This is a genomic window from Pseudomonas sp. FP818 (genome assembly GCF_030687335.1).
GTDB classification, from domain to species: Bacteria; Pseudomonadota; Gammaproteobacteria; order Pseudomonadales; family Pseudomonadaceae; genus Aquipseudomonas; species Aquipseudomonas shahriarae.
Genome location: NZ_CP117427.1, coordinates 3,326,488 through 3,349,714, shown reverse-complemented (window position 1 = coordinate 3,349,714; position 23,227 = coordinate 3,326,488). Strand labels below are relative to the sequence as shown.

Here is a 23,227-nt window from a genome sequence, read left to right as displayed (position 1 = left end):
CTCACACAATGCCGGTGGCGTAGAAAGTACCGATCACCACGAACACCGCGAGGGTCTTGATGATCGTGATGCCGAAAATATCCTTGTAGGCTTCGCGGTGGGTCAGCCCGGTGACCGCCAACAGGGTAATGACCGCGCCGTTGTGCGGCAGGGTGTCCATGCCGCCGCTGGCCATGGCCGCGACCCGGTGCAGCACTTCCAGGGGGATATTGGCGGCATGGGCCGCGGAAATAAAGCTCTCGGACATGGCCGCCAGGGCGATGCTCATGCCGCCGGACGCCGAGCCGGTGATGCCGGCTAGCAGGGTCACGGTAATCGCTTCGTTGACCAGCGGGTTGGGGATGCCCTTGAGCCAGTCCGCCAGCACCAGGAAGCCTGGCAACGAGGCGATGACCGCGCCGAAGCCGTATTCCGAAGCGGTGTTCATCGCCGCCAGCAGCGCGCCGCTGACTGCGCTTTTACTGCCTTCGGCCAGCTTGCTCTTGATCGCCTGGAAGCCGAACACCAGGACCATGATGATCCCCACCAGCAAGGCCGCCTGCACCGCCCAGATCGCGGTGAGCTTGGCGATTTCGGTGGTCACCGGTGCGCTCATGCCCGGCAGGGCGAGGCTGTGGGTCTTGCCGTACCACTGCGGGATCCAGTGGGTGAACAGCAGGTTCATCACCCCCACCAGAATCAGCGGCGACAGGGCGATCCACGGGTTGGGCAGGCTCAGGTCTTCGGCGGTTTCCGGCTCGTTGCGCAAGTCGGTGCCATAGCCTTCACCGGCACGCTGGGCCTTGTTGCGCTGGCGCGCCAGGTACAGCATGCCGGCGCAGAACACAAAGATCGTGCCGATCACGCCCAGCCAGGGCGCGGCCCAGGCGGTGGTGTTGAAAAAGGTGCTGGGGATGATGTTCTGAATCTGCGGCGTGCCGGGCAGGGCGTCCATGGTGAACGAGAACGCGCCCAGGGCAATGGTCGCCGGGATCAGGCGCTTGGGGATATTGCTCTGGCGGAACATCTCGGCGGCGAACGGGTACACCGCAAACACCACCACAAACAGCGACACGCCGCCGTAGGTCAGCAAGGCACACACCAGCACGATCACCAGCATCGCCTGGCGAGTGCCGAGCAAGCGGATGGCGGCCGCGACAATCGAGCGCGAAAAGCCTGACAGCTCGATCAGCTTGCCGAACACCGCGCCGAGCAGGAACACCGGGAAATACAGTTTGATAAAGCCGACCATTTTTTCCATGAACACCCCAGTAAAGGCTGGGGCAACGGCGGAAGGGTCAGTGAGCAACACCGCGCCGAGGGCGGCGATAGGGGCAAACAGGATGACGCTATAGCCACGGTAGGCAGCCAGCATCAGCAGCGCGAGCGCCGCCAGGGCAATGATCACACTCATGGTGTGTCTCCATCGGATTGTTATTGTTGTGGGGTGTAGCTGTAGGAAGGGGCTATAGCGGGAAGCGTGCCAAGTTTGTAACTTATTGATATATATGGATATTTATAATTTCTGAGCTGTGGTTTTCATGCTGAGTCTCTATTTCAAGACAGATGAAATTCCAATGTGGGAGCGGGCTTGCTCGCGAAAGCGCTGTGTCAGGCAATGATTTTGTTGCTGATAGACCGCATTCGCGGGCGAGCCCGCTCCCACATGGAGGTGTCTTTGTTGTGAGATTTATGTCTCTTTATTGAGATTGCTCGATGCCCAGCGCCACCATCTTCTTGTACAGCGTCGAGCGCCCGAGCCCCAATTGCTTGGCGGCCTCGATCACATTGCCCCCGCATTGGCGCAACGCTGCACCAATCAACTGCCGGTCAAACCGCTCCCGCGCCACGCTGAAGGTTTCGACCTCTACGGGCGCCACAGCGCTACGCTCCACCGGGCTGAAGGTGCCGATCGCCGCACGAATCTCCTGCGCATCCAACACCAGGTCATCACTGAGCAACGCGGCGCGCTCCAGTACGTTGCGCAGCTCGCGGATATTCCCCGGCCAGGCATGCTGGGCCAGCAGTGCCAGGGCTTCGCGGTCCAGTTCATGCTGGCTGCGCAGTTCTTCGAGGATTGCTTCACTCAACGCCGGGATATCGTCCAGGCGTTCGCGCAGGGGCGGGACCTGGATCGGCAACACGTTGAGGCGGTAATACAAGTCGGCGCGAAACTCGCCACGCTTGATCGCGGCTTCCAGGTCGGTGGAGGTCGCGGCAATCACCCGCACGTCGCTGTGGATCATCTCGTTGGAGCCCACCGGCTCAAATTCTTTCTCCTGCAGCACCCGCAGCAGTTTGCTTTGCAGGGGCAATGGCATGTCGCCGATTTCATCGAGGAACAACGTCCCGCCCTGGGCGATTTGCAATTTGCCGGGGCGGCCCTTGCGGTCGGCGCCGGTGAAGGCGCCGGGCGCGGTGCCGAAGAACTCGGCTTCCAGAAGGTCATGGGGGATGGCGGCGCTGTTGATGCTGACAAACGCTTTGTTGGCTCGGGGTGACGCACCATGGATGGCCTGGGCCAGCAGCTCCTTGCCGGTGCCGGTCTCGCCCAGCAGCAACACCGGCGACTCGGCACTCGCGCTGCGCCGCGCCCGGCGCTTGACCTCGAGGCTGGCAGCGCTGGTGCCGATAAAGTGCGCGAAGTTGTACTTGCTCTGGCGTGAGCGCAGCAGCGAACGGGTCGAAGCCAGTTCCTGTTGCATGCTCAGGTAGCGCTCGATCATCGGCGAGAGGTTGCGCAACTCATCGAACAGGGCAAAGCCGATGGCGCCGATGACCTTGCCGGCATCGTCGTGGATTGGCAGGCGCATCACCACCAACGGGCCTTTGGGCGTGTCCTGGATATCCAGGAGGATCGGCTGGTCACTGCGCACCACCTGGCGTAACAGGCTGTTGGAGATCACCCGCTCGCAAGGTTGGCCGATGGCCTGGTCGGCGCTTTTCAGGCCGAAGCGCTTGGCGTAGCGCTCGTTCATCCACACGATGTTGGCGTCGCGGTCGACAATCACCGTGCCTTCGCTGGACTGCTCGATGATCTCGAACAGGGACTGGATCGCCAGGCCGCGAACGTGCGGGTAGTCCTTGAGGCTTTCGGTGGTGTTCATGGTCGGGGCGCCAAAAATAAAGGATGAGTTCAATGGTAGGAGCCTGCTCCTACAGGGGAGCGTGCGCGGCAGCAAGCAGCTCTTGAGTGTAGGGGTGCTGTGGCGCGGCAAAGACGTCAGCGCATGGCCCGCGCTCAACCACCTGGCCATCCTTGATCACGATCATATCGTGGGCCATGGCCCGTACCACGGCCAGGTCATGGCTGATAAACAGGTAGGTCAGGGCGTATTTTTCCTGCAGTTCACGCAGCAGCGCCACCACTTGTTTTTGCACGGTGCGGTCCAGGGCCGAAGTCGGCTCGTCCAGCAGCATCAAGGCCGGGCGCAGCACCAGGGCGCGGGCGATGGCGATGCGTTGGCGCTGGCCGCCGGAAAATTCGTGGGGGTAGCGGTGACGGCTGGCCGGGTCGAGCCCCACATCCTGCAGCACTTTGATCACCTGGGCGTCACACTCCTGTGGGCTGCATGGCGCGTGTACTTCCAGGCCTTCGCTGATGATCTGCTGTACCGACATGCGCGGGCTGAGGCTGCCGTAGGGGTCCTGGAATACCACCTGCATCTGCTTGCGCCACGGGCGCATCTGTTTCTGGCTGAGGTTGTCGAGGGCCTCGCCCTGGAAGCGGATGCTGCCGCTGGAGTCGAGCAGACGCAGGATCGCCTGGCCCAGGGTGGACTTGCCGGAGCCGGACTCGCCGACGATTCCCAGGGTCTTGCCCCGTTGCAGGTCCAGGCTGATGCCGTCCACCGCCTGCAGGTACTGCTTGCGCCGGAACAGCCCGCCACCGATGGGGAAGCGCACACTCAGGCCGGCGACCTGCAACACCGTCTCGCGCTGATCCTGGCACAGTGCGGTACCGACCGGTTCGGCATCCAGCAGCAGGCGGCTGTAGGGATGTTGCGGGGCATTGAACAGGGTTTGGCAGTCGGCCTGCTCGACAATTTCCCCGGCCTGCATCACGCACACGCGCTGGGCAATGCTGCGCACCAGGTTGAGGTCGTGGCTGATCAGCAGCAGCGACATGCCCAGGCGTTGCTGCAAGGATTTGAGCAGCAGCAGAATCTTGCGCTGCACCGTCACATCCAGGGCGGTGGTCGGCTCATCGGCGATCAGCAGTTCCGGTTCGCAGGCCAGAGCCATGGCGATCATCACCCGCTGGCGCTGGCCACCCGACAACTGGTGGGGGTAGGACTTGAGGCGTTCCTGGGGGTTGCGGATGCCCACCAGGTCCAGCAGTTCGAGGATGCGTGCCTGCGCCGCCTTGCCGCCCAGGCCCTTGTGCAGCAGCAGGGTTTCGCCGATCTGCTTTTCGATGCTGTGCAAGGGGTTGAGGGAGGTCATCGGCTCCTGGAAGATCATCGCGATGCGGTTGCCGCGCAGCTTTTGCAGGGTGCCGGCCTCGGCGCCAATCAGCTCCTGGCCGCGATAGCGCACCGACCCTGTGGTAACGGTGCCGGCCTGGGGTAGCAGTTGCAGGATCGAATGGGCGGTCACCGACTTGCCCGAGCCCGACTCGCCCACCAGTGCCAGGCACTCGCCGGGGCGCACATCCAGGCTCAGGTTGCGCACCACGGTCTGGCCGCTGAAGGCGACGCACAGGTCGCGGATCTCGATCAGGTTGTCAGTCATGGATGCATCGCCCTTCATGATCGTGGGTCGAAGGCGTCACGCAGCGCCTCGCCGATAAATACCAGCAGTGACAGAATCAGCGCCAGGGTGAAAAAGGCCGTGAGCCCGAGCCACGGTGCTTGCAGGTTCTGCTTGCCCTGGGCGATCAACTCACCGAGGGACGCGCTGCCCGCCGGCATGCCGAAGCCGAGAAAGTCCAGGGCGCTGAGGGTGGAAATCGCCCCGGTCAGGATAAAAGGCAGGTAGCTCAGGGTGGCGGTCATCGCGTTCGGCAGGATGTGCCGGCGAATGATCTTGCCGTCGCCCAGGCCCAGGGCGCGTGCGGCTTTCACGTACTCCAGGTTGCGCCCGCGCAGGAACTCGGCACGCACCACATCCACCAGGGCCAGCCAGGAAAACAGCGCCATGATCCCCAGCAGCCACCAGAAGTTCGGCTCGACAAACCCCGAGAGGATGATCAGCAGGTACAGGACCGGCAGCCCCGACCACACTTCAAGAATGCGCTGGCCGAGCAGGTCGACCCAGCCGCCGTAATAGCCCTGCAAGGCGCCGGCGGCAATGCCGATGACGGCGCTGATCAGGGTCAGGCCGAGGGCGAACAGGATCGACACCCGCGCGCCGAAGATCACCCGCGCCAGCACATCGCGGGACTGGTCGTCGGTGCCCAGCCAGTTCACCGTGGACGGCGGGCTGGGGGCTGGGCGGGTCAGCTCGTAGTTGGGCGTGTCGTCGCTGAAGGGGATCGGCGGGAACAGCATCCAGCCGCCGTCTTGCTTGATCAGTTGCTGCACGTAGTCACTGCGGTAGTCGGCCTGGAATGGCAGTTGCCCGCCGAACTGCTGCTCGGTGTAGCGCTTGAACACCGGGAAATACAACTGGTCCTGATAGCTGAGCACCAGGGGTTTGTCGTTGGCGATCAACTCGCCGCCCAGGGTCAGGATAAACAGGCCGATAAACAGCCACAGCGACCACCAGCCCCGGCGGTTTTGCTTGAAACGTTCGAAGCGGCGACGGGCCACGGGAGACAGATTGAGCATCAGGCGTTCCTCGCGGCGAAGTCGATACGCGGGTCCACCAGGGTGTAGCAGAGGTCGCCGATCAGTTTTATCAGCAGGCCAAACAGGGTAAAGATAAACAGCGAACCAAACACCACCGGATAGTCCCGCGACACCGCGGCTTCGTAGCTCATGCGGCCCAGACCGTCGAGGGAGAAGATCACCTCGATCAGCAGCGAGCCGGCGAAGAACACACTGATAAACGCCTGGGGGATCCCGGAGATCACCAACAGCATGGCGTTGCGAAACACATGGCCGTAGAGCACACGCCGTTCGCTCAGGCCTTTGGCGCGTGCCGTGACCACGTACTGACGCGTGATTTCATTGAGGAACGAGTTTTTGGTGAGGATGGTCAAGGTGGCGAATCCACCGATCACCAGGGCGCTGACCGGCAGCACCAGGTGCCAGAAATAATCGGCGATCTTGCCCAGGGTGCTCAGTTGCTCGAAGTTCTCCGACACCAGGCCGCGCACCGGGAACCAGTTCAAGGTGCTGCCGCCGGCAAAGACCACGATCAAAAACATCGCAAACAGGAAGGCCGGCATCGCGTAGCCAATGACGATGGCGGTGCTGCTCCATACATCGAAACTGCTGCCGTGGCGCACCGCCTTGCGGATCCCCAGGGGGATCGACACCAGGTAGGTGATCAGGGTTGCCCAGAGGCCGAGGGAAAGGGTCACCGGCAACTTTTCCAGGATCAGGTCGATCACCGTGGCGCCGCGAAAGAAGCTGTTGCCGAAATCCAACTGGGCATAGTTCTTGAGCATCAGCCACAGGCGTTCGGGGGCGGACTTGTCGAAGCCGTATTGTTTTTCGATGTCCTTGATCAGCTTGGGGTCAAGGCCGCGACTGGCGCGGGAGCCACTGCTGACGCCGTCGCCGGCCGAGCCGCCGACGCCCCCGCCGCCAATCCCCTGCAAGTGGGCGATGGCTTGCTCCACCGGCCCGCCGGGCGCGGCCTGGACGATCACAAAGTTCACCAGCAGGATAATCACCAGGGTCGGGATGATCAGCAGCAGACGCCGCACGATATAGGCAAACATCAGTGGGCACCTCGCAGCTTGCTCAGTTCGGCTTTCATCTGCTCATTGGTCAGTGGCGTGGGGCTGACTTCCCACCACGATTCCAGTGCCTCGTCGTTGCTGGCCTCGATGGCCGGGCGACCGAAGCGGTTCCACCACGCCGCCGAGGTGCCGGGCGGGTAGTAATTGGGGATCCAGTAGTAATTCCATTGCAGCACCCGGTCCAGGGCATGGGCGTAGCTGAGCATCTGTGCCTGGGTAGTGGCGCGTACCAGGCCGGTGACCAGGGTATCGACCGCCGGGTTTTGCAGGACGATGTAGTTGTTGCTGCCCGGGTCGAACGCCGACGACGAACCGAAGTAGTTGTACAGCTCCATGCCCGGCGAGGTGGTGACCGGGAAGCCGGTGACGATCATGTCGTAGTCCCGGGTCATCAGGCGGTTGACGTACTGGGACGAGTCGATGCGCCGGATGTTGAGGGTGATGCCGATCTGCGCCAGGTTGCGTTTATAGGGCAGCAGCAGGCGTTCCAGGCCGTTTTGCACATTGAGGAAGGTGAACTCCAGGGGCTCGCCGGCGGCATTCACCAGTTTGTCGCCCTTGGGCGTCCAGCCGGCGTCTTCCAGCAGGGCCAGGGCTTGCAGTTGCTTGTCGCGGATCATGCCGCTGCCGTCGGTGGTCGGCGCCTTGAACACCTGGGTGAAGACTTCGTCGGGGATCTGCCCGCGCAGGGGTTCGAGAATCGCCAGTTCCTGGGCGTCGGGCAATTGGGTGGCGGCCAGCGGGCTGTTGGAAAAGTAGCTTTGCTGGCGGATATACAGGTTGCGCATCATCTGCCGGTTGGCCCACTCGAAATCCCAGAGCATGGCCAGGGCCTGGCGCACGCGGCGGTCCTGGAACATCGGTTTTTGCACATTGAACACATAGCCCTGGGCCGTTTGCGGGGCGTGCTTGGCCAGGTGCGCGCGTTGCAGGCGGCCATCGTCCAGGGCCGGGCCGTTGTAGCCGATGGAATAGCCGGTGGCGGAGAACTCGCGGTTGAAGTCGTAGGCACCGCCGCGCAGGACCTGGCGCGCGACTTCGGTATCGCCGAAGTACTCCAGGCTCAGGCGGTCGAAATTGTACAGGCCGCGGCTGACGGGCAAGTCCTTGCCCCACCAGTCGGGATCGCGCTGGAAGGTGATGGTACTGCCGGCATTGATTTTGCTGACCTTGTACGGGCCGCTGCCCAGGGGCGCTTCATAGCCGCCACCATTGGCAAAGTCGCGGCTCTTCCACCAATGCTCGGGGAGCACCGGCAGGGTCGCGAGATCCAGGGGCAGGGTGCGGTTTTCATTGCTGGCGAAGTCAAAGCGCACTTGCAGCGGGCCTTCGACCTCGACGTGCTTGACGTCGGCAAACAGTGTGCGAAAGCGCAGGCTGCCCTGGGTCATCAGCAGGTTGTAGCTGTAGCGCACATCTTCTGCGGTGATCGGCTTGCCGTCGGCAAAACGTGCCTTGGGGTTGAGGAAAAATCGCAGGTACAGGCCGTCCTCGGCGCGCTCCATCTTTTGCGCGACCAGGCCGTAGACGGTATAGGGTTCATCCAGTGAGCGGTAGGCCAGGGGCGAATACACCCAGCCGTCCAACTGGCTGACGCCGATGCCTTTGTCGATATACGGCAGCACATGGTCGAAGCGACCGACCTCGAGGGCCGAGCGCTTGAGGCTGCCGCCCTTGGGGGCGTCGGGGTTTACATAGTCAAAATGGCTGAAGCCGGCAGGGTACTTGGCTGGCTCGCCGTAGACGGTCAATGCATGTTGCGGGGCTGCGAACGAGGCGGTACTCGCCAGCAGCAGGGCCAGGGTAGAGCCAACGAACGTGAGGAAATCCAGTCGCATTATCAGCCTTGAGCACCGGGTGAAGAAGGAAGGGGACTTGTACCCTAACCGTGCGCGGGTCGCCAGTCACCTGGTGACCCCGCAAACACAACGGCCCACCAAAAGGCGGGCCGTTGAGTGCTGCGAAGACGTAGATCAGTCCTGGCGGCTGGTCACTTCCAGCAGGTGATAACCGAACTGGGTTTTCACTGGGCCTTGCACGGTATTGACCGGTGCGCTGAATACGACCGCGTCGAATTCCTTGACCATCTGGCCAGGACCGAACGAACCCAGGTTGCCGCCGTCGCGGCTCGATGGGCAGCTGGAGTTGGCTTTGGCGACTACTGCGAAATCAGCGCCGCCTTCGATCTGGACTTTCAGTTCGTTGCACTTGTCTTCGGTGGCAACCAGGATGTGACGGGCGGTGGCTTTGGCCATGGTGGGTAACTCCTTGAATAAAAAAGGTGAGCGTACCGGATTCAGGCGGTTATTTCCCGGCAAAGTTCCGCTGATTTACGTCAGGCTTGATCGCGCAGACGTGCGGCTGCTTCACGCAGCAACTGCTCAGTCCCGTCCCAACCCAGGCAGCCGTCGGTCACCGAGACGCCGTAGCGCATCGACGGGCTGAGGGGCTGGCAGCCTTCGAACAAATGACTCTCCAGCATCATGCCGATCAGCGAGGTGTCGCCCTGCAAGCGTTGCTCCAGCACGTCATTGAATACCGCCGGTTGGCGCATCGGGTCCTTGCCGCTGTTGGCGTGGCTGCAATCGACCATGATCCGCGTGGCCACTTTGCTTTTGGCCAGGTCGGTCTTGACTTGGGCCACGCTCTGGCGATCGTAGTTCGGGCCACGGTGGCCGCCGCGCAACACCAGGTGGGTGTCGGCGTTGCCCGGGGTCTGGATGATCGCCGGATGGCCCTGGCTGTCGACGCCGAAGTGGCGGTGCGGGTGGGCCGCCGAACGCATGGCGTCACAGGCGATGGCTACGCCGCCGTCGGTACCGTTCTTGAAGCCGACGGGCATGCCCAGGCCGCTGGCCATTTCCCGGTGGATCTGCGATTCGGTGGTGCGGGCGCCAATGGCCACCCAACTGAGCACATCGTCGAAGTAGCCGGCGGCCATCGGTTGCAACAGTTCGGTGGCGACCGGCAGGCCCAGGCGCAGCATTTCGCGCATCAGTTCCCGCGACAGCGTGAGGCCGGCGGCCATGTCATCGCTGCCATCCAGGTGCGGGTCGTAGGCCAGGCCTTTCCAGCCGATGGTGGTGCGCGGTTTTTCGACGTAGGCGCGGATCACCAGCAGCATCTGGTCACTGACGTCATTGGCCAGCTTCTTCAGATTGCGCGCGTATTCCATGGCGGATTCGGGATCATGGATCGAGCAGGGGCCGACGATGACGAGCAGGCGGGAGTCTTGACCATTGAGAATCGCGCGGATGGCCTGGCGATGAGCGTTGACTTGCTCGGTCAGGAACGGGCTCAGGGGCAATTGGTGCTTGAGCTCAAGGGCGCTGGGCAAACGCTGGGTCAGCGCTTCATTGGCGCTGGACAGGGTGGTAACGGGCAGTGCGGCGATAGAGGAGTTCATGATTTCTGCTTCCTGGGCAAGCGGCGGGCTGTTCCCGCGCGCTCTGCCCTACTGGGGTGTTCGACAATTGGCCGTATTGGCTGCGTGTGTTGGCTTGCCACCAATAGGTGACCGATCGGAGGCGGCAGGCTGTCCCGAACGGAGCTTGCTAAATCGCCAGGCGGTGCAGGTGTCGTAACGGTAATAAGTGGTGAAGTTCATGGTGTGATTTCCTTTAAGTTCGGTGTGTAGCAAAAATTGTTCAGGGCTGGAAAAACAAAACCCCCGGTCGGGGAGCCGACCGGGGGTTAGATTTCTCTGGCAGGCGACCCCTTGAGTAGTGGGCGCCGATTTCAGGTATCAGGCGCGCCAGTGGCTAAACCAATACCCAAAATAAAAGCTGACCAGTGCGCTCAAACCGTTCACGCGGGTAGCCACGACCGAACGCTGGGCGTTGGCAGTAGGGCAGGCCTGGGTGAGGGTGAGTGGCAACATGGTGTTTCTCCAAATGATGGGGTGGAGCTTAACTGAGGGATGCCGCTGGATTCAATCAGTAATTTCTATCGCGATGAGCGACTTAGCGCTATGGCGCAAGTCCCGATATGCTGGATGGATAGTCCCAATGATTGCCAGGATGCGAGCATGACCGCTTTGATTATTGCCAGTGCCCAGACCTGTTCCATTGCTGGCGACCTGGCGGCCAATATCCAGCGTCACCTGGCGTTGATGGTTGCGGCCGCCGAGCACGGCGTACAACTGCTGGTGTTTGCGGAGTTGTCCCTGACCGGTTACGAGCCCGCGCTGGCGCGGGAGCTGGCGATTGCGCCGGACGATACGGTGCTTGCGCCCCTGCGAGAGCTGGCGCGTGAGCTGCAGATGACGGTGGTGGTGGGTATGCCGATTCGCTTGGCGTCGAGCAGCGGGGTGCTTATTGGTGCGCTGGTGTTGGCGGCGGATGGCTCATTGGCGGTGTACAGCAAGCAGCATCTGCACCCCGGTGAAGACGCGGCATTTGTGCCGGGCTCGGGTGGCAAGGCGTTGGTGTGGGGCGAGGACCGGATTGCCCTGGCGGTTTGCGCTGACTTTTCCCACGCCAGCCATCCGCGTGATGCGGCGGCGCTTGGGGCTACAGTCTATGCAGCGGGTGTATTGATCAGCGAGGGCGGTTACGCCGCAGATAGTGCGTTGCTTCAGGGGTACGCCAGCGAACACTCGATGGTGGTGCTGATGGCCAATCATGGCGGGCCGTCCGGTGGCTGGGTGTGTGCCGGGCGCAGCGCAATCTGGGGGCCTGATGGCGAGTTGATTGCGGCTGCGCCGGGGGTGGGCGACGCCTTGGTAATAGCCCGCAGGGAGGCCGGCAACTGGAGTGGTTGGCAGGTCATGCTGTAACGCAATGGAGTACGCCGCGATGGCATTCACCCTCAAGGCCGCATCGGATCAGCACTTGGCCTTTGCACGCAGCCTGACGCATCAGGCGATGGGCCATTACTATCGGCAGTACGATCTGACATGGTCCGACAAAGGCTTCGACACCGCCTGGGCCGGGCGGGAAAACTGGTTGATTTGCCAAGAGGACAGGCTGGTGGGGTTCGTCAGTCTGAGCCGCGATGACAACGCGCTGTATATTCGCGAGCTGCACATACTCGAGGATTTTCGCCGCCAGGGCGCTGGCAGTTGGGTGCTGGAGCAGATGTTCGCCAAGGCTCGGGCCGAAAGCCGGGGTTATTTGCGATTGACGGTGTTCAAGACCAATCCGGCAAAAAGGCTGTATCAGCGTCGGGGCCTGAGTATTGTCGGTGAGGAGGGCTGTTTCTGGCGGATGGAGTCTGTTTGTCTGTCAGCGCAGTCGTCCCGGTAAACCTCGCGCTCAACTTGAATCGGTGCATACTGCTCTTTAGGAGCCGATCTCCTGATCATTGCACAGGCTTTGCGCCTCGTTAAGGATGATCCCCTCTTTCATGCCCAGAAGGACCGCCACCTTATGGGCTTCTCCACGCCGCCCCTTTTTGCGCCCAGCGAGCACTTGATAGGTGGTCGCCGGGTCCACGCCATGTTCCCTGGCGAATGCCTGAACCGACTTGCCTTGATGTTCCAGCCAGGCTTTGGCTTGTGCAGCAGTACGGATTCCGGGCATAGTTCAAAACCGTTCAAGTTTGTGTAAAACGAGATGACATCGTCACCTCTTGGGGTGTGCCATAAAGGATATTACATCCAAATGAGTGGAATAGGTTCGCGCTTAAGGCAAGAAAGAGAGCGACTGGGCTTGTCGCAAAAGGTTTTTGGTGAAATAGGAGGTGTGGAGGCAAACGCACAGGGAAAATACGAAAGCGGTGGGCGCGCGCCGAAGGCCGATTACCTATCCCGCGTGGCAGAGAAGGGTGTCGATATTCTGTTTGTTTTGACAGGTAGCCCGACGCCCATCCACTTGGACAACCTGAGCCAGATCGAAGAAAAGGTCTTGGGTAACTACCGTGCGATGTTTAAAGAGGACCAGGATGCAATCCGCAGACTGACCAGCACCTTGGCAGAGCATTCCTCAGCGGCGAGTGGAAAACCCCGGTCGATCCTCAAGGAATCCTGACCTTTTGCCCAGGAAACACCCCCGCCTGCCGCTCGGCAGGCGTTCGTAGTGTATTGAAACTCTATATATATGACGCGTTCAGCTAGGTCTGTGCCTTGGTTTTTTGCTAAGGTGCTCAGCAACCTATAAGACCATTTCGCGAGGTGTCTGCTTGATTAGGGTGCTAGTAGTCGATGACCATGATCTCGTTCGTACAGGCATTACACGAATGCTGGCTGACATCGATGGCCTGCAAGTAGTCGGTCAGGCCGAGTCGGGGGAGGAATCCCTGATCAAAGCGCGTGAATTGAAACCCGATGTGGTCTTGATGGACGTCAAGATGCCGGGGATTGGTGGTCTTGGTGCGACCTGCAAACTGTTGCGCAGTCATCCGGACATCAAGGTCGTGGTTGTTACGGTCTGCGAAGAAGACCCTTTTCCTACCCGGCTTCTGCAGGCTGGCGCAGCAGGTTATCTGACAAAAGGCGCGGGGCTCGCGGAAATGGTCCAGGCTATCCGCCTGGTATTTGCCGGCCAGCGCTACATCAGTCCGCAGATTGCCCAGCAATTGGCGATCAAGTCCTTTCAGCCGGTCAGCGACTCGCCGTTTGATGCCTTGTCCGAGCGCGAGATTCAGATCGCCCTGATGATCGTCGGCTGCCAGAAGGTCCAGTCGATTTCCGACAAGCTTTGCCTGTCGCCGAAAACCGTGAACACCTACCGTTATCGAATTTTCGAGAAGCTATCAATCAGCAGTGATGTTGAACTGACCTTGCTGGCGGTTCGCCACGGCATGGTGGACGCCAGCGCCTGAAATGCAAGCCTCTGAAATAAACACCGTGTTTGATCCGAGTGCATTTCTTGCGACCTGCAGCGGCCGGCCAGGCGTGTATCGCATGTTCGACAGCGAGGCGCGCCTGCTGTACGTGGGCAAGGCCAAGAACCTCAAGAAGCGCCTGGCCAGCTACTTCCGCAAAACCGGCCTGGCGCCGAAGACGGCCGCCCCTCGTGGGGCGTATCGCCCAGGTCGAAACCACCATCACGGCCAACGAAACCGAGGCGCTGCTGCTTGAGCAGACGCTGATCAAGGAATGGCGGCCGCCCTACAATATTCTGCTGCGTGACGATAAGTCCTACCCGTATGTGTTTTCTGTCGGACGGTGACTTTCCGCGCCTGAGCATCCATCGCGGGGCGAAGAAGCACAAGGGTAAGTATTTTGGCCCTTACCCCAGCGCGGGGGCGATCCGCGAGAGCCTGAGCCTGCTGCAAAAGACCTTCTTCGTGCGCCAGTGCGAAGACAGCTTCTACAAGAACCGCACCCGCCCGTGCCTGCAATACCAGATCAAGCGTTGCAAGGCGCCCTGCGTCGGGCTGGTCGAGCCTCAGGAATATGCCGAAGACGTACGTCACTCGGTGATGTTCCTCGAAGGGCGCAGCAACGCCCTGGCCGACGAACTGTCCGGCGCCATGGAGCAGGCAGCCAGTGTCCTGGACTTCGAGCGGGCCGCCGAACTGCGTGACCAGGTGTCCCTGTTGCGACGGGTGCAGGACCAGCAGAGCATGGAAGGCGGTACCGGTGATGTCGACGTGATTGCGGCCTTCGTCAATCCGGGCGGGGCTTGTGTGCACCTGATCAGCGTGCGTGGTGGCCGGGTGCTGGGCAGCAAGAACTTCTTTCCCCAGACCGGGATCGAGGAGGAAGTGGCCGAGGTCATGGCCGCGTTTCTCGGCCAGTACTACGTCAGCAGTCCCGAGCGCGACTTGCCGGGTGAACTGATCGTCAACGTGGTTCACGAAGACTTCCCCGCATTGATTGACGCCATTCACGCCCTGCGCGGCCGCGAGCTGGACATCAGCCACCGCGTGCGCGGCACCCGTGCGCGCTGGCAGCAACTGGCGGTGACCAACGCCGAACAGGCCCTGAGCGCGCGCCTGGCCAACCGCCAGCACGTTGCCGCACGCTTTGAAGCGCTGGCCGACGTGCTCAAGCTTGACGAGCCACCGCAACGCCTGGAGTGCTACGACATCAGCCATTCCAGCGGCGAGGCGACCGTGGCGTCCTGCGTGGTCTTTGGTCCGGAAGGGCCGATCAAGTCCGATTATCGACGCTATAACATCGAAGGCGTCACCCCAGGCGATGACTATGCGGCCATGCACCAGGCCCTGACCCGGCGCTTCAGCAAATTGAAGGACGGCGAGGGCAAGCTGCCGGATATCCTGCTGGTGGACGGCGGCAAGGGCCAGTTATCCATGGCCCGTGACGTGCTCAACGAGCTGGCGGTGCCCGACCTGATCCTGCTCGGCGTGGCCAAGGGCACGACGCGCAAGGCCGGTTTCGAAACGTTGTACTTGAATGATGCCGCCCATGAGTTCACTTTGAAGGGCGATTCACCGGCATTGCACCTGATTCAGCAGATTCGCGACGAAGCCCACCGTTTTGCCATTACCGGTCACCGCGCCCGACGTGGTAAAACCCGGCGTACCTCCACCCTGGAAGGGGTGGCGGGGGTAGGGCCGAAGCGGCGACGCGAACTGTTGAAACATTTTGGTGGATTGCAGGAATTGTCCCGTGCCAGCATTGAAGAAATAGCCAAAGCCCCCGGAATCAGTAAAAAGCTCGCTGAGTTGATTTATGCAAACCTACACAGCGAGTAGAATGCCTTCTCACCTCGTAGCCAGTTGTGCCGATGAATATCCCTAATCTGATCACCGTTCTACGCGTTCTGCTCATACCGATTTTCATTTTGCTGTTTTACCTGCCTTATGATTGGAGCTACATGGCCTCCAGTTCGGTCTTTGCCTTTGCGGCCGCGACCGACTGGCTGGACGGCTACCTGGCACGACGCCTGGAGCAAAGCACGCCGTTTGGCGCGTTCCTCGACCCCGTGGCCGACAAGCTGATGGTTGCGGTGGCGCTGGTGCTGCTCGTGCAGGAGCACGGCAACCTGTGGCTGACCCTGCCGGCGGCCGTGATCATCGGTCGCGAGATCGTCGTCTCGGCCTTGCGTGAATGGATGGCCGAAATCGGCGCACGCGCCCACGTGGCCGTGTCAAACATGGGCAAATGGAAAACCGCTGCGCAGATGCTGGCGCTGGTCATCCTGCTGGCCAACCCGTCGAGCTTCACCTTCTGGGTGCTGCTGGGTTATGCCTTGCTACTGATCGCCGCCGGCCTGACCCTGTGGTCCATGCTGCAATACCTGCGCGCCGCCTGGCCCCATCTGCGCACGACCGTGGAAAAGAAATAAAACTTTTTTGAATCAAGGGGTTGACGGGTGGTGAGGATTCTATAGAATGCGCATCACCAAGACGCGGGAATAGCTCAGTTGGTAGAGCACGACCTTGCCAAGGTCGGGGTCGCGAGTTCGAGTCTCGTTTCCCGCTCCAAACATAGCACTGCAGAGTTCCACTGAATTCTGCAAGTGATTGAAATAAGGACCTTCGGGTCCTTTTTTCGTTGTGGCGCGAACCACTGAAATCCAGCTCCATCCAGTGCGTTAAGTCCCGAATGAGGATCTTGTATTTGGATGTGCACTGAATCGGTTTTTTGCTGGAGCAGCATGGATAGCGAGACGAGCATCTGGCCCTGACTCTGTTCAGGAGTTCGCTATGGCACTCTCGGATACGACCGTTCGGCAAGCCCGAATCACTGGCAATGACTGCACGATACTTCACTGGTTCTGCAGGCCGTCAGGATGGTAAACGGAGGGCTTTAGCGCTGAGCGCTTCTGCTTTTTCGAGGGTCTTCATGAAGGCGGGAAGCTCTGTCCATGCCAATGCTGCATGGTGCTTCACTGCACGTACTTCGGCGCGAGGAGGCAGCAGTTTGTCCCCATCGAGCAGGATTCTCACCTTCGCGCAGCCCCACGGCTTTGACCGCATCTACAACCCGTTCGATGCGGTTGCGCACACGGCTAGCGGTTTCGGGTATCACTGTCCAAATCGGCTTAAGAATTTTCAGTACGTGTTGAGTGCCAATTTCCTGCGTTGGAAGTTTGCCTATTTCTGCGAACGCATAGGGTGTCCTGCCATTGCTGTGCATGCTTGGTATTTTTCCAGCCTGGTTTGTGATCGACGATGTAGCCGAGTGCGACCTCTTTGAAAGTGGTTGCTTTCGCCTTGGCGGCATCCTGCGCTAAACGCTCAGCCTCTTTTTAGAGCCGTCGCCTTTCCAGTTCTTCATTCCGATGGGCAAGCGGATCGACGGCAGACCTGCCTCGGGGTGCCTGCCCAGTCCCATATCTCGACTCTTACCAGCCAATTTGTACCGAAAAACCCAGCTGGCGGCTGCCACCCGTTTTCGTTCCTGTCCATTCAGGCGAGGTTGTGCTCATACGCACTGTTACTTTGAGCATACAGAGCAAAATCACCTTGCTCTGCGAGTCTCTGCTTGATTTTGGTGGTAATCCTGCTGGTGGGCCTTTCTCTTTATCAGAGCAGTGTCAAACGCTGCTCCTACTTACAAGTCGTTTTTTCTGGTTTTTCGGCCGATACAAAGCAGGTATTCGACAGTTAGTAAATGAGAATCCCTGTTAAATGTGAACGATTGGTATATTGTGTGCTGCAAATTTTTTGGCAGGTTTACTTTCCATTCGGCTTATCCATTAGGTCTAACTTCCATGCGTCGTACCTTGATTTCCCTTTGCGTGCTTCAGGCGTTTTCTCCTTTTGTCTGTACGCAGGTTGCCGCTTCCGAAAATGCCAGCCTTGAGCTGCAAGCCATCAATGTCACGGGCGAAATAGACGCTGAGACGGCTCAAGGGCCGGTCAAAGGGTATCGCGCTACACGTTCTGCAAGTGCGACACGCACCGATACCGCTATCCATGAGACACCTCAGTCCATCAGCGTGGTGCCCAAAGACGTGGTAGAGGATATTGGTGCAACCCGCTTGCAGGAGGCCTTGGACTATGCCGGTGGCGTCGGCCGGGCGAACAACTTCGGTGGGCAAGGGCTTACCAGTTTCACCGTGCGGGGCTTTACAACCGCAGAGTTCTACCGCAACGGTTTTCCGATTAACCGGGGCTATCCAAGCATGCCGGACGCCAACAGCATTGAGCGTCTCGAAGTGCTTCGCGGGCCAGCGACCATGCTTTATGGCCGGGGCGATCCCGGCGGTACCTTCAACGTGGTCTCCAAGCAGCCTTTACCTGAGCGTACGGTCACATTGGGTAGCCAGTTGGACGATCAGGGTATGAAACGTGGCACCCTTGATGCTTCAGGCCCGCTGGATGAGCAAGGGCGTCTGGCTTATCGCCTGAACCTGGTGGGTGAGGGAGGAGACACCTTTCGCGACCATGTATCCACCGAGCGCTATGGGGTGACGCCTGTCCTGAGCTGGCAGGTCACGGACGACACCAAGGTGATTTTCGAAGGCGACTTCATGCGCAACAACCAGCCGCTTGACCGAGGCCTGACCCGCTTCGCCAACCAGCACGGTACGCCGTCCCGCGACACCTTCTGGGGTGAAAGATACGCCGGCAATCTGCACAACGATAACAACATGGCTCAGCTGCGTTTCGAGCATATGCTCAACGACAACTGGACCCTGGGCGGTGGTTTCCAGTGGCTGGACGGGACTATGAAGGGTAATGCTGTTGAGGCTAACGGTGCCAACAGCTTGAATGCCGATGGTCGAACACTCCAGCGCAACTTCAACTACCGCAAGCTGGACTGGACCGATAAAGACTATCAACTGAACCTGACTGGGCACTTTTCTACGGGTGGCCTTGATCACACGTTGCTGACTGGCGTCGAGTACGAAGATTACGACTACAAGTCGATCATTCGACGCTCCAGCGGCGATTTTCCAATTGACATCTTCAACCCGGTCTATGGCCAGCCACGTCCGGCGCTGACTCGTACGCCGACCCACGACAAAGAAAACCTCAAGACTTACGCAGCTTTCGTACAGGATCAAGTGGCTCTGACCGAGCGTTTAAAGGTGCTCGCTGGTGCGCGCTTTGAGCGCTTCGAGCACGAGTACGAATCCTACGTGCCCGGCGTAAAAAACTGGAACTCTGCTGACAACGCCGTCACCCCGCGCGTCGGCGTGATGTATGACCTCACTGACACTGTCGCGATCTACGCGAATGCCGCGCGCTCGTTCAAGCCCAACGCGGGTGCCAGCCGCCAAGGCGGCGGGTTTGAGCCGGAGAAGGGCAAGTCTTACGAGATGGGCGTGAAGTGGGAAGCGCTTGACCAGCAGCTGAGCGTCGACGCGGCGATCTACCAGATCGACAAGAAAAATGTCCAGGGGGACGACCCCGTTGACTCAGCCTTCAAAGTCGCTACAGGCCAGGTACGCAGTCGCGGCTTCGATTTGAATATAGCCGGCAACCTGACGCCCGAGTGGCGGGTGATCGGCGGCTATGCCTATGTGGATGCCGCAGTGACCAAAGACACTACAGTACGTACCGGGACGCGCTTGGCGAACATTCCGCGCAACAGCTTCAGCCTGCTCAACGTGTATGAATTCCAGGATGGCGCGCTCAAAGGGTTGGGCCTCGGCGGGGGAGGTAAATACGTGGCCGAGCGTGCCGGCCAGACCGCCAACAACACGTTCTCGATGGGGGCTTACACGGTCGTAGACTTGCTTGGCTACTACAAGGTCAACGAAAAGGTCAGGCTCAATCTCGACATAAAGAACCTGTTCAATCGTGAGTACGAAGAAGGTTCATTCCTGAATTTCTACGCCTACCCGGGTGAGCCGCGTACGGTGCAAGTGGGGATTTCTTACACCCTTTAGCCAAATCAGAACGCTGCTCGCTGGGGCATTATCGAAAATCTCAAGTCCACCTTTGCTCAGGTGGGCTTACACCTATCGATGAAAGCGCTTTGCGCAATGGTCTGCCCCGCGTGCCTTGGCCTCTCGCATTGAACCGCAATCAGCGAAAAACGAAAAAAAGAGAATCTCTGTCGGTCCCTATGCGCTGTTTGATGTAAGGAATAGGGCTTGTGTGGCCTCCTTATGCCAATACGAAATCATCAACAGCCCCAGCACAAATGTAGCTCGCCGACGACATCCCCGGGCACCGGGCGTAGCAGACCGCCGACGATGCCGCTGATGCCGGCGATACGTCCATTGAACAGTATCAACAGCACGGCGCCCGTACCGATCAATAGGCCACCGCCCCATGCACTCATCGGTGTGGCTCATATCGATCATAGCGATTTCCTTTTAGGGACCTCGCGGAGGATGCCTGGTTGGGGAGGGCGGGCATTAATTCATGCCCAGCCAGTTGGGCAGTGCCAGTGCAATCCAGGGTACATAGGTAATCAGCACCAGGAACAGCAGCAACAGCACCAGCCAGGGCATGGCTGCCTTGATGGTGGCAGGCACTGACATGCCGGTCACCGCGGACGTCACGAACAAGTTCAGACCGACCGGGGGTGTGATCAAGCCGATCTCCAGATTGACCACCATGATGATCCCAAGGTGAATCGGGTCGATACCCAGCTTTATGGCAATCGGAAAAAGGATCGGCGCCAGGATCAGGATAATGGCCGAGGGCTCCATAAAGGCGCCAGCCACCAACAAGACAATGTTCACCACCAGCAGGAAGGTCACCGGTGTCAGCCCCGCCTCGATCACCCAGGCCGTGATTTGTTGGGGTAACTGCTCGGTGGTTAATACATGAGCAAAGAGCATGGCGTTGGCAATGATGAACATCAGCATGATGCTCAACTTGGCGGCGTCCAGCAGCACTTTAGGGGTCTCGCGAAACGTCAGATCCTTATAGACGAACAAGGCGATGAACGCTGAGTACACGGCAGCAACGGCGGCGGCTTCCGTCGGCGTGAACATCCCGGTGTAAATGCCACCCAAGATGATCAGCATCAACAGCAATCCCCAGATGGCTTTACGCGCAGCACTCAGAAACTCACGCAGGGTTGCACGTGGCAGGGCCGGTAAGTTTTTCTTAACGGCGACGATGTAGATCGCCACCATCAGCGTTATCCCCAGCAACAGGCCTGGTATGACGCCGGCCATGAACAGCTTGCCAACGGATGTCTCGGTGGCGGCGGCATAAACCACCATCACGATTGAGGGCGGTATCAGGATACCCAGTGTGCCCGCGTTACAGACGATTCCCGCGCCGAATGCCTGCGGGTAGCCAGAGCGCACCATGCCGGCAATGGCGATCGAACCTACCGCCGCAACCGTCGCGGGGCTGGAGCCGGAAAGGGCTGCAAACAGCATGCAGGCCAATACGGCGGCGATGGCCAGCCCCCCACGAATATGGCCGACGCAGGCGTTGGCAAAGTCGATCAGTCGGCGTGCGACGCCGCCGGTGGTCATGAAGGCGCCTGCAAGCAAGAAAAACGGAATCGCCAGCAGGGTGTAGTGCTCCGACGTTTCAAACAACTTTATTGCAAGGGAACGTACTGAGTCTGGGCTGAAAAATACAAGGGTCAGCGAGCCCGCCAAGCCCAAGGAAATGGCAATGGGCACACCAATGAACATCAATGCGAAGAGTGCCGTGAACAGGAAGGCAATGGTCATGGTTTATTGTCCTCGTGCTCGGTCAGTTTCATCACGTCAGCGGCTTCATCGGCCAGGCCGAGACCGGTTTGGCGGTGCAGCAGGATGCGCACGAAAATTTCAGCGAAACGGATGAAAACCAATGCAAAACCCACGGGGACAATCAGCCCTATGTGCCACTGCATGATCCCGAAATGGCCAAGGTCCTCGGCGCCTATTCCCGCCGACATCAAGGTATGAATCCACTCGAAGCTGGCCGTACTGAACAGGCCGGCATAGAGCAGGCAGCAAAGACAGGCCAAGATTCCAATGAGCCGCTGGACGGGTTTACTCGCCAGCTTTACCAGCGCGTCAACGCCAATATGCCCGGCGGTGCGCACGCCATAGGACAGGCCGAAGAAGATCAGCCAGCCGAACAGCGCCTTGGTGAGTGCGGTGCTCCAGGTCATGGCTTGAGCCATGCTCATGACGCCATCACCCATGGCAAACAATACGTTACTGGCGCCTTCCCAGTTGTCGGCAAGACGGTAGAAAAGCGTATAGAGATTGTTGAGAATGACATAGACGAACGTTACCAATGTCATGGCGGCCAGAAGGAAGACAATGAAGCCTTCCTCGAAGTGTTCCCAGATGCGCCGAAAGGCCTGCATGGATGGCATCTCCCGTATCGTAATGACTGGCAGGTGCTACCACGTCGGTAACACCTGCCTCCCGGTCATTGAGCCGTGTTGGCGGCTTGCGCAGCGGTGATCAGCTCAGGGCCAATATCAGCTTCGAATTTTTTCCAGACGGGTTTCATCGCGGCTCGCCATTGCTCGCGTTGCTCAGGAGTCAAGGTAATGATTTCGGTGGTTTTGGCGGCAATGATGCTTTGCTTGGCGTCCTGATTGAGCTGTTCGGCCTCTTTGTTAACTTGCGCGGTAACCTGCACGATGATCTTGTCCAGTTCACTGCGAATATCCGGCGGCAGACCGTCCCAGAACTTGGTGTTAGTGATCAGCATGTAGTCCAGCACACCATGGTTGGATTCGGTGATGTATTTCTGTACCTCATGCATTTTCTGGCTGTAGATGTTCGAGTAAGGGTTTTCTGCACCGTTGACTACACCGGTCTGCAAACCCTGATACACCTCGGCAAAGCTCATTTTGCGCGGGTTGGCGCGCAAGGCCTTGAACTGCTCCTCAAGCACGGCGGAAGCCTGCACCCGAAACTTCAGGCCTCGGGCATCCCCAGGAACACGCAGCGGTTTGTTGGCCGACAACTGCTTCATCCCATTGTGCCAATAGGCCAGGCCGGTGATGTTTTTACTCTCCATGGACTTAAGCAGTCCCTGGCCCTGCGGGCTCATCTGGAAGCGGTCAACTGCAGCGATGTCATCAAACAGAAAGGGCAGGTCGTACAGCTGGAGGGTCTTTGTGTATTGTTCGAACTTGGCCAATGACGGCGCAATTAACTGCACATCCCCCAACAACAGGGCTTCCATCTCTTTGCCATCACCAAACAACGATGAGTTGGAATAAACCTCGACCTTGACCTTACCGGGTAAGCGTTCCTCTACCAGCTTCTTGAACATCAGTGCGCCCTGGCCCTTGGGCGTATGGTCGGCGACGACGTGTGAGAACTTGATGATGACTGGATCAGCTGCCATGACTGCACTCATGCTCCCTAGAGCAAGCGTGCAGGCGAGTGCCTTACAGATGGATTTGAACATTTTGGGGGAATCCTCTTATTTTTGTATTTTTTGGCCAACGCTCTGACGCGCATTCGGTTATACGGCCAAGACTCCAGTCTAGGCAAAAACATCACTTAGTGCAGGAGCGCAAGCGTGGCAATGGAAAGCGCCACTGAGCAGTTTCCGAATCTTCTGCCCCTGTGCGACACCCGCGGTGTCAGATTGGGCCAGGTCCTGGGGGGCGGCCTCCTAGTATTCGCCCAGTTATACCGCCCGATATTGCTTCTAGGT

Annotated in this window: 19 protein-coding genes, 1 tRNA gene and 1 pseudogene; 8 read left to right on the top strand and 13 right to left on the bottom strand. The window is 59.6% G+C overall.

Annotated features, from left to right (window positions below; translation table 11 throughout):
- Position 1: 1 nt before the first annotated feature.
- From PSH80_RS14915 to PSH80_RS14880, 8 genes are all read right to left on the bottom strand, one after another.
- Positions 2-1,393, bottom strand: coding sequence for a GntP family permease (locus PSH80_RS14915; protein ID WP_057959253.1), 1,392 nt, complete (start codon positions 1,391-1,393; stop codon positions 2-4).
- 286 nt (positions 1,394-1,679) lie between these two features.
- Positions 1,680-3,086 carry a sigma-54-dependent Fis family transcriptional regulator gene (locus PSH80_RS14910; protein WP_128592943.1) on the bottom strand — a complete coding sequence of 469 codons (1,407 nt, stop codon included), beginning with the start codon at positions 3,084-3,086 and terminating at the stop codon, positions 1,680-1,682.
- Positions 3,087-3,135: 49 nt separating this feature from the next.
- Positions 3,136-4,713: an ABC transporter ATP-binding protein gene (locus PSH80_RS14905; protein ID WP_200659691.1), complete on the bottom strand. Its 1,578-nt coding sequence runs from the start codon at positions 4,711-4,713 to the stop codon at positions 3,136-3,138.
- A 14-nt stretch (positions 4,714-4,727) separates the two neighbouring features.
- Entirely contained in the window at positions 4,728-5,750 is a 1,023-nt protein-coding gene (locus PSH80_RS14900) for an ABC transporter permease (protein WP_169989979.1), read from the bottom strand.
- On the bottom strand, positions 5,750-6,811 hold the full coding sequence (locus PSH80_RS14895) for a microcin C ABC transporter permease YejB (RefSeq protein WP_057440862.1): 1,062 nt from the start codon (positions 6,809-6,811) through the stop codon (positions 5,750-5,752). The genes PSH80_RS14900 and PSH80_RS14895 overlap by 1 nt, the downstream gene beginning before the upstream one ends.
- The gene (locus tag PSH80_RS14890) at positions 6,811-8,670 is read right to left on the bottom strand and encodes an extracellular solute-binding protein (RefSeq protein ID WP_305417303.1); all 1,860 of its coding nucleotides are present in this window, start codon (positions 8,668-8,670) and stop codon (positions 6,811-6,813) included. Before PSH80_RS14890 ends, PSH80_RS14895 begins: the two co-directional genes overlap by 1 nt.
- 135 nt (positions 8,671-8,805) lie before the next feature.
- A complete protein-coding gene (locus PSH80_RS14885; RefSeq protein ID WP_128592944.1) occupies positions 8,806-9,087 on the bottom strand; it encodes a peptidylprolyl isomerase in 282 nt (93 codons plus the stop codon).
- 80 nt (positions 9,088-9,167) lie between these two features.
- Positions 9,168-10,238 carry a 3-deoxy-7-phosphoheptulonate synthase gene (locus PSH80_RS14880; RefSeq protein ID WP_057959258.1) on the bottom strand — a complete coding sequence of 357 codons (1,071 nt, stop codon included), beginning with the start codon at positions 10,236-10,238 and terminating at the stop codon, positions 9,168-9,170.
- 621 nt (positions 10,239-10,859) lie between these two features.
- On the opposite strand from PSH80_RS14880, the gene PSH80_RS14875 reads away from it, so the two are divergent.
- Positions 10,860-11,609 carry a carbon-nitrogen hydrolase family protein gene (locus PSH80_RS14875; protein ID WP_220172287.1) on the top strand — a complete coding sequence of 250 codons (750 nt, stop codon included), beginning with the start codon at positions 10,860-10,862 and terminating at the stop codon, positions 11,607-11,609.
- Positions 11,610-11,628: 19 nt separating this feature from the next.
- The gene (locus PSH80_RS14870; protein WP_120734439.1) at positions 11,629-12,078 is read left to right on the top strand and encodes a GNAT family N-acetyltransferase; all 450 of its coding nucleotides are present in this window, start codon (positions 11,629-11,631) and stop codon (positions 12,076-12,078) included.
- A 36-nt stretch (positions 12,079-12,114) separates the two neighbouring features.
- On the opposite strand, the gene PSH80_RS14865 is transcribed toward PSH80_RS14870, so the two are convergent.
- Positions 12,115-12,354 (bottom strand): DNA-binding protein, encoded by a 240-nt coding sequence (locus PSH80_RS14865; RefSeq protein ID WP_057440874.1) that lies wholly within the window; start codon positions 12,352-12,354, stop codon positions 12,115-12,117.
- A gap of 81 nt (positions 12,355-12,435) precedes the next feature.
- Between PSH80_RS14865 and PSH80_RS14860 the strand changes: the two genes are divergently transcribed.
- The 6 genes and pseudogenes from PSH80_RS14860 (at position 12,436) to PSH80_RS14835 (ending at position 19,527) form a co-directional block, all read left to right on the top strand.
- Positions 12,436-12,801, top strand: a complete 366-nt coding sequence (locus PSH80_RS14860; RefSeq protein ID WP_057959260.1) for a helix-turn-helix domain-containing protein — start codon at positions 12,436-12,438, stop codon at positions 12,799-12,801.
- A gap of 151 nt (positions 12,802-12,952) precedes the next feature.
- A complete protein-coding gene (uvrY, locus tag PSH80_RS14855) occupies positions 12,953-13,594 on the top strand; it encodes a UvrY/SirA/GacA family response regulator transcription factor (RefSeq protein ID WP_029293774.1) in 642 nt (213 codons plus the stop codon).
- A 16-nt stretch (positions 13,595-13,610) separates the two neighbouring features.
- A pseudogene (gene uvrC / locus PSH80_RS14850) lies at positions 13,611-15,436 on the top strand (excinuclease ABC subunit UvrC).
- Positions 15,437-15,468: 32 nt separating this feature from the next.
- Positions 15,469-16,029: a CDP-diacylglycerol--glycerol-3-phosphate 3-phosphatidyltransferase gene (gene pgsA, locus PSH80_RS14845; RefSeq protein WP_057959261.1), complete on the top strand. Its 561-nt coding sequence runs from the start codon at positions 15,469-15,471 to the stop codon at positions 16,027-16,029.
- A 63-nt stretch (positions 16,030-16,092) separates the two neighbouring features.
- Positions 16,093-16,168: transfer RNA gene (locus tag PSH80_RS14840), tRNA-Gly, on the top strand.
- Positions 16,169-17,400: 1,232 nt separating this feature from the next.
- Positions 17,401-19,527: a TonB-dependent siderophore receptor gene (locus tag PSH80_RS14835; RefSeq protein WP_057959262.1), complete on the top strand. Its 2,127-nt coding sequence runs from the start codon at positions 17,401-17,403 to the stop codon at positions 19,525-19,527.
- Positions 19,528-19,766: 239 nt separating this feature from the next.
- Here the strand turns inward: PSH80_RS14835 and PSH80_RS14830 are convergent, their stop codons facing one another.
- The 4 genes from PSH80_RS14830 to PSH80_RS14815 form a co-directional block, all read right to left on the bottom strand.
- Entirely contained in the window at positions 19,767-19,925 is a 159-nt protein-coding gene (locus PSH80_RS14830; protein WP_234451166.1) for a YeeE/YedE family protein, read from the bottom strand.
- 76 nt (positions 19,926-20,001) lie between these two features.
- Complete coding sequence (gene dctM, locus PSH80_RS14825) at positions 20,002-21,285, bottom strand: C4-dicarboxylate TRAP transporter large permease protein DctM (RefSeq protein WP_057959263.1); 1,284 nt, start codon at positions 21,283-21,285, stop codon at positions 20,002-20,004.
- Positions 21,282-21,914, bottom strand: a complete 633-nt coding sequence (locus PSH80_RS14820) for a TRAP transporter small permease (protein ID WP_057959264.1) — start codon at positions 21,912-21,914, stop codon at positions 21,282-21,284. Before PSH80_RS14820 ends, dctM begins: the two co-directional genes overlap by 4 nt.
- Positions 21,915-21,979: 65 nt before the next feature.
- On the bottom strand, positions 21,980-22,975 hold the full coding sequence (locus PSH80_RS14815) for a TRAP transporter substrate-binding protein (RefSeq protein ID WP_057959265.1): 996 nt from the start codon (positions 22,973-22,975) through the stop codon (positions 21,980-21,982).
- Between the last annotated feature and the right edge of the window lie 252 nt (positions 22,976-23,227).

Bases quoted from the DNA above. Each gene is read 5' to 3' on its own strand.
- PSH80_RS14915 (WP_057959253.1), bottom strand. From the start codon at position 1,393: ATGAGTGTGATCATTGCCCTGGCGGCGCTCGCGCTGCTGATGCTGGCT.
- PSH80_RS14910 (WP_128592943.1), bottom strand. From the start codon at position 3,086: ATGAACACCACCGAAAGCCTCAAGGACTACCCGCACGTTCGCGGCCTG.
- PSH80_RS14905 (WP_200659691.1), bottom strand. From the start codon at position 4,713: ATGACTGACAACCTGATCGAGATCCGCGACCTGTGCGTCGCCTTCAGC.
- PSH80_RS14900 (WP_169989979.1), bottom strand. From the start codon at position 5,750: ATGCTCAATCTGTCTCCCGTGGCCCGTCGCCGCTTCGAACGTTTCAAG.
- PSH80_RS14895 (WP_057440862.1), bottom strand. From the start codon at position 6,811: ATGTTTGCCTATATCGTGCGGCGTCTGCTGCTGATCATCCCGACCCTG.
- PSH80_RS14890 (WP_305417303.1), bottom strand. From the start codon at position 8,670: ATGCGACTGGATTTCCTCACGTTCGTTGGCTCTACCCTGGCCCTGCTG.
- PSH80_RS14885 (WP_128592944.1), bottom strand. From the start codon at position 9,087: ATGGCCAAAGCCACCGCCCGTCACATCCTGGTTGCCACCGAAGACAAG.
- PSH80_RS14880 (WP_057959258.1), bottom strand. From the start codon at position 10,238: ATGAACTCCTCTATCGCCGCACTGCCCGTTACCACCCTGTCCAGCGCC.
- PSH80_RS14875 (WP_220172287.1), top strand. From the start codon at position 10,860: ATGACCGCTTTGATTATTGCCAGTGCCCAGACCTGTTCCATTGCTGGC.
- PSH80_RS14870 (WP_120734439.1), top strand. From the start codon at position 11,629: ATGGCATTCACCCTCAAGGCCGCATCGGATCAGCACTTGGCCTTTGCA.
- PSH80_RS14865 (WP_057440874.1), bottom strand. From the start codon at position 12,354: ATGCCCGGAATCCGTACTGCTGCACAAGCCAAAGCCTGGCTGGAACAT.
- PSH80_RS14860 (WP_057959260.1), top strand. From the start codon at position 12,436: ATGAGTGGAATAGGTTCGCGCTTAAGGCAAGAAAGAGAGCGACTGGGC.
- pgsA (WP_057959261.1), top strand. From the start codon at position 15,469: ATGAATATCCCTAATCTGATCACCGTTCTACGCGTTCTGCTCATACCG.
- PSH80_RS14835 (WP_057959262.1), top strand. From the start codon at position 17,401: ATGCGTCGTACCTTGATTTCCCTTTGCGTGCTTCAGGCGTTTTCTCCT.
- PSH80_RS14830 (WP_234451166.1), bottom strand. From the start codon at position 19,925: ATGAGTGCATGGGGCGGTGGCCTATTGATCGGTACGGGCGCCGTGCTG.
- dctM (WP_057959263.1), bottom strand. From the start codon at position 21,285: ATGACCATTGCCTTCCTGTTCACGGCACTCTTCGCATTGATGTTCATT.
- PSH80_RS14820 (WP_057959264.1), bottom strand. From the start codon at position 21,914: ATGCAGGCCTTTCGGCGCATCTGGGAACACTTCGAGGAAGGCTTCATT.
- PSH80_RS14815 (WP_057959265.1), bottom strand. From the start codon at position 22,975: ATGTTCAAATCCATCTGTAAGGCACTCGCCTGCACGCTTGCTCTAGGG.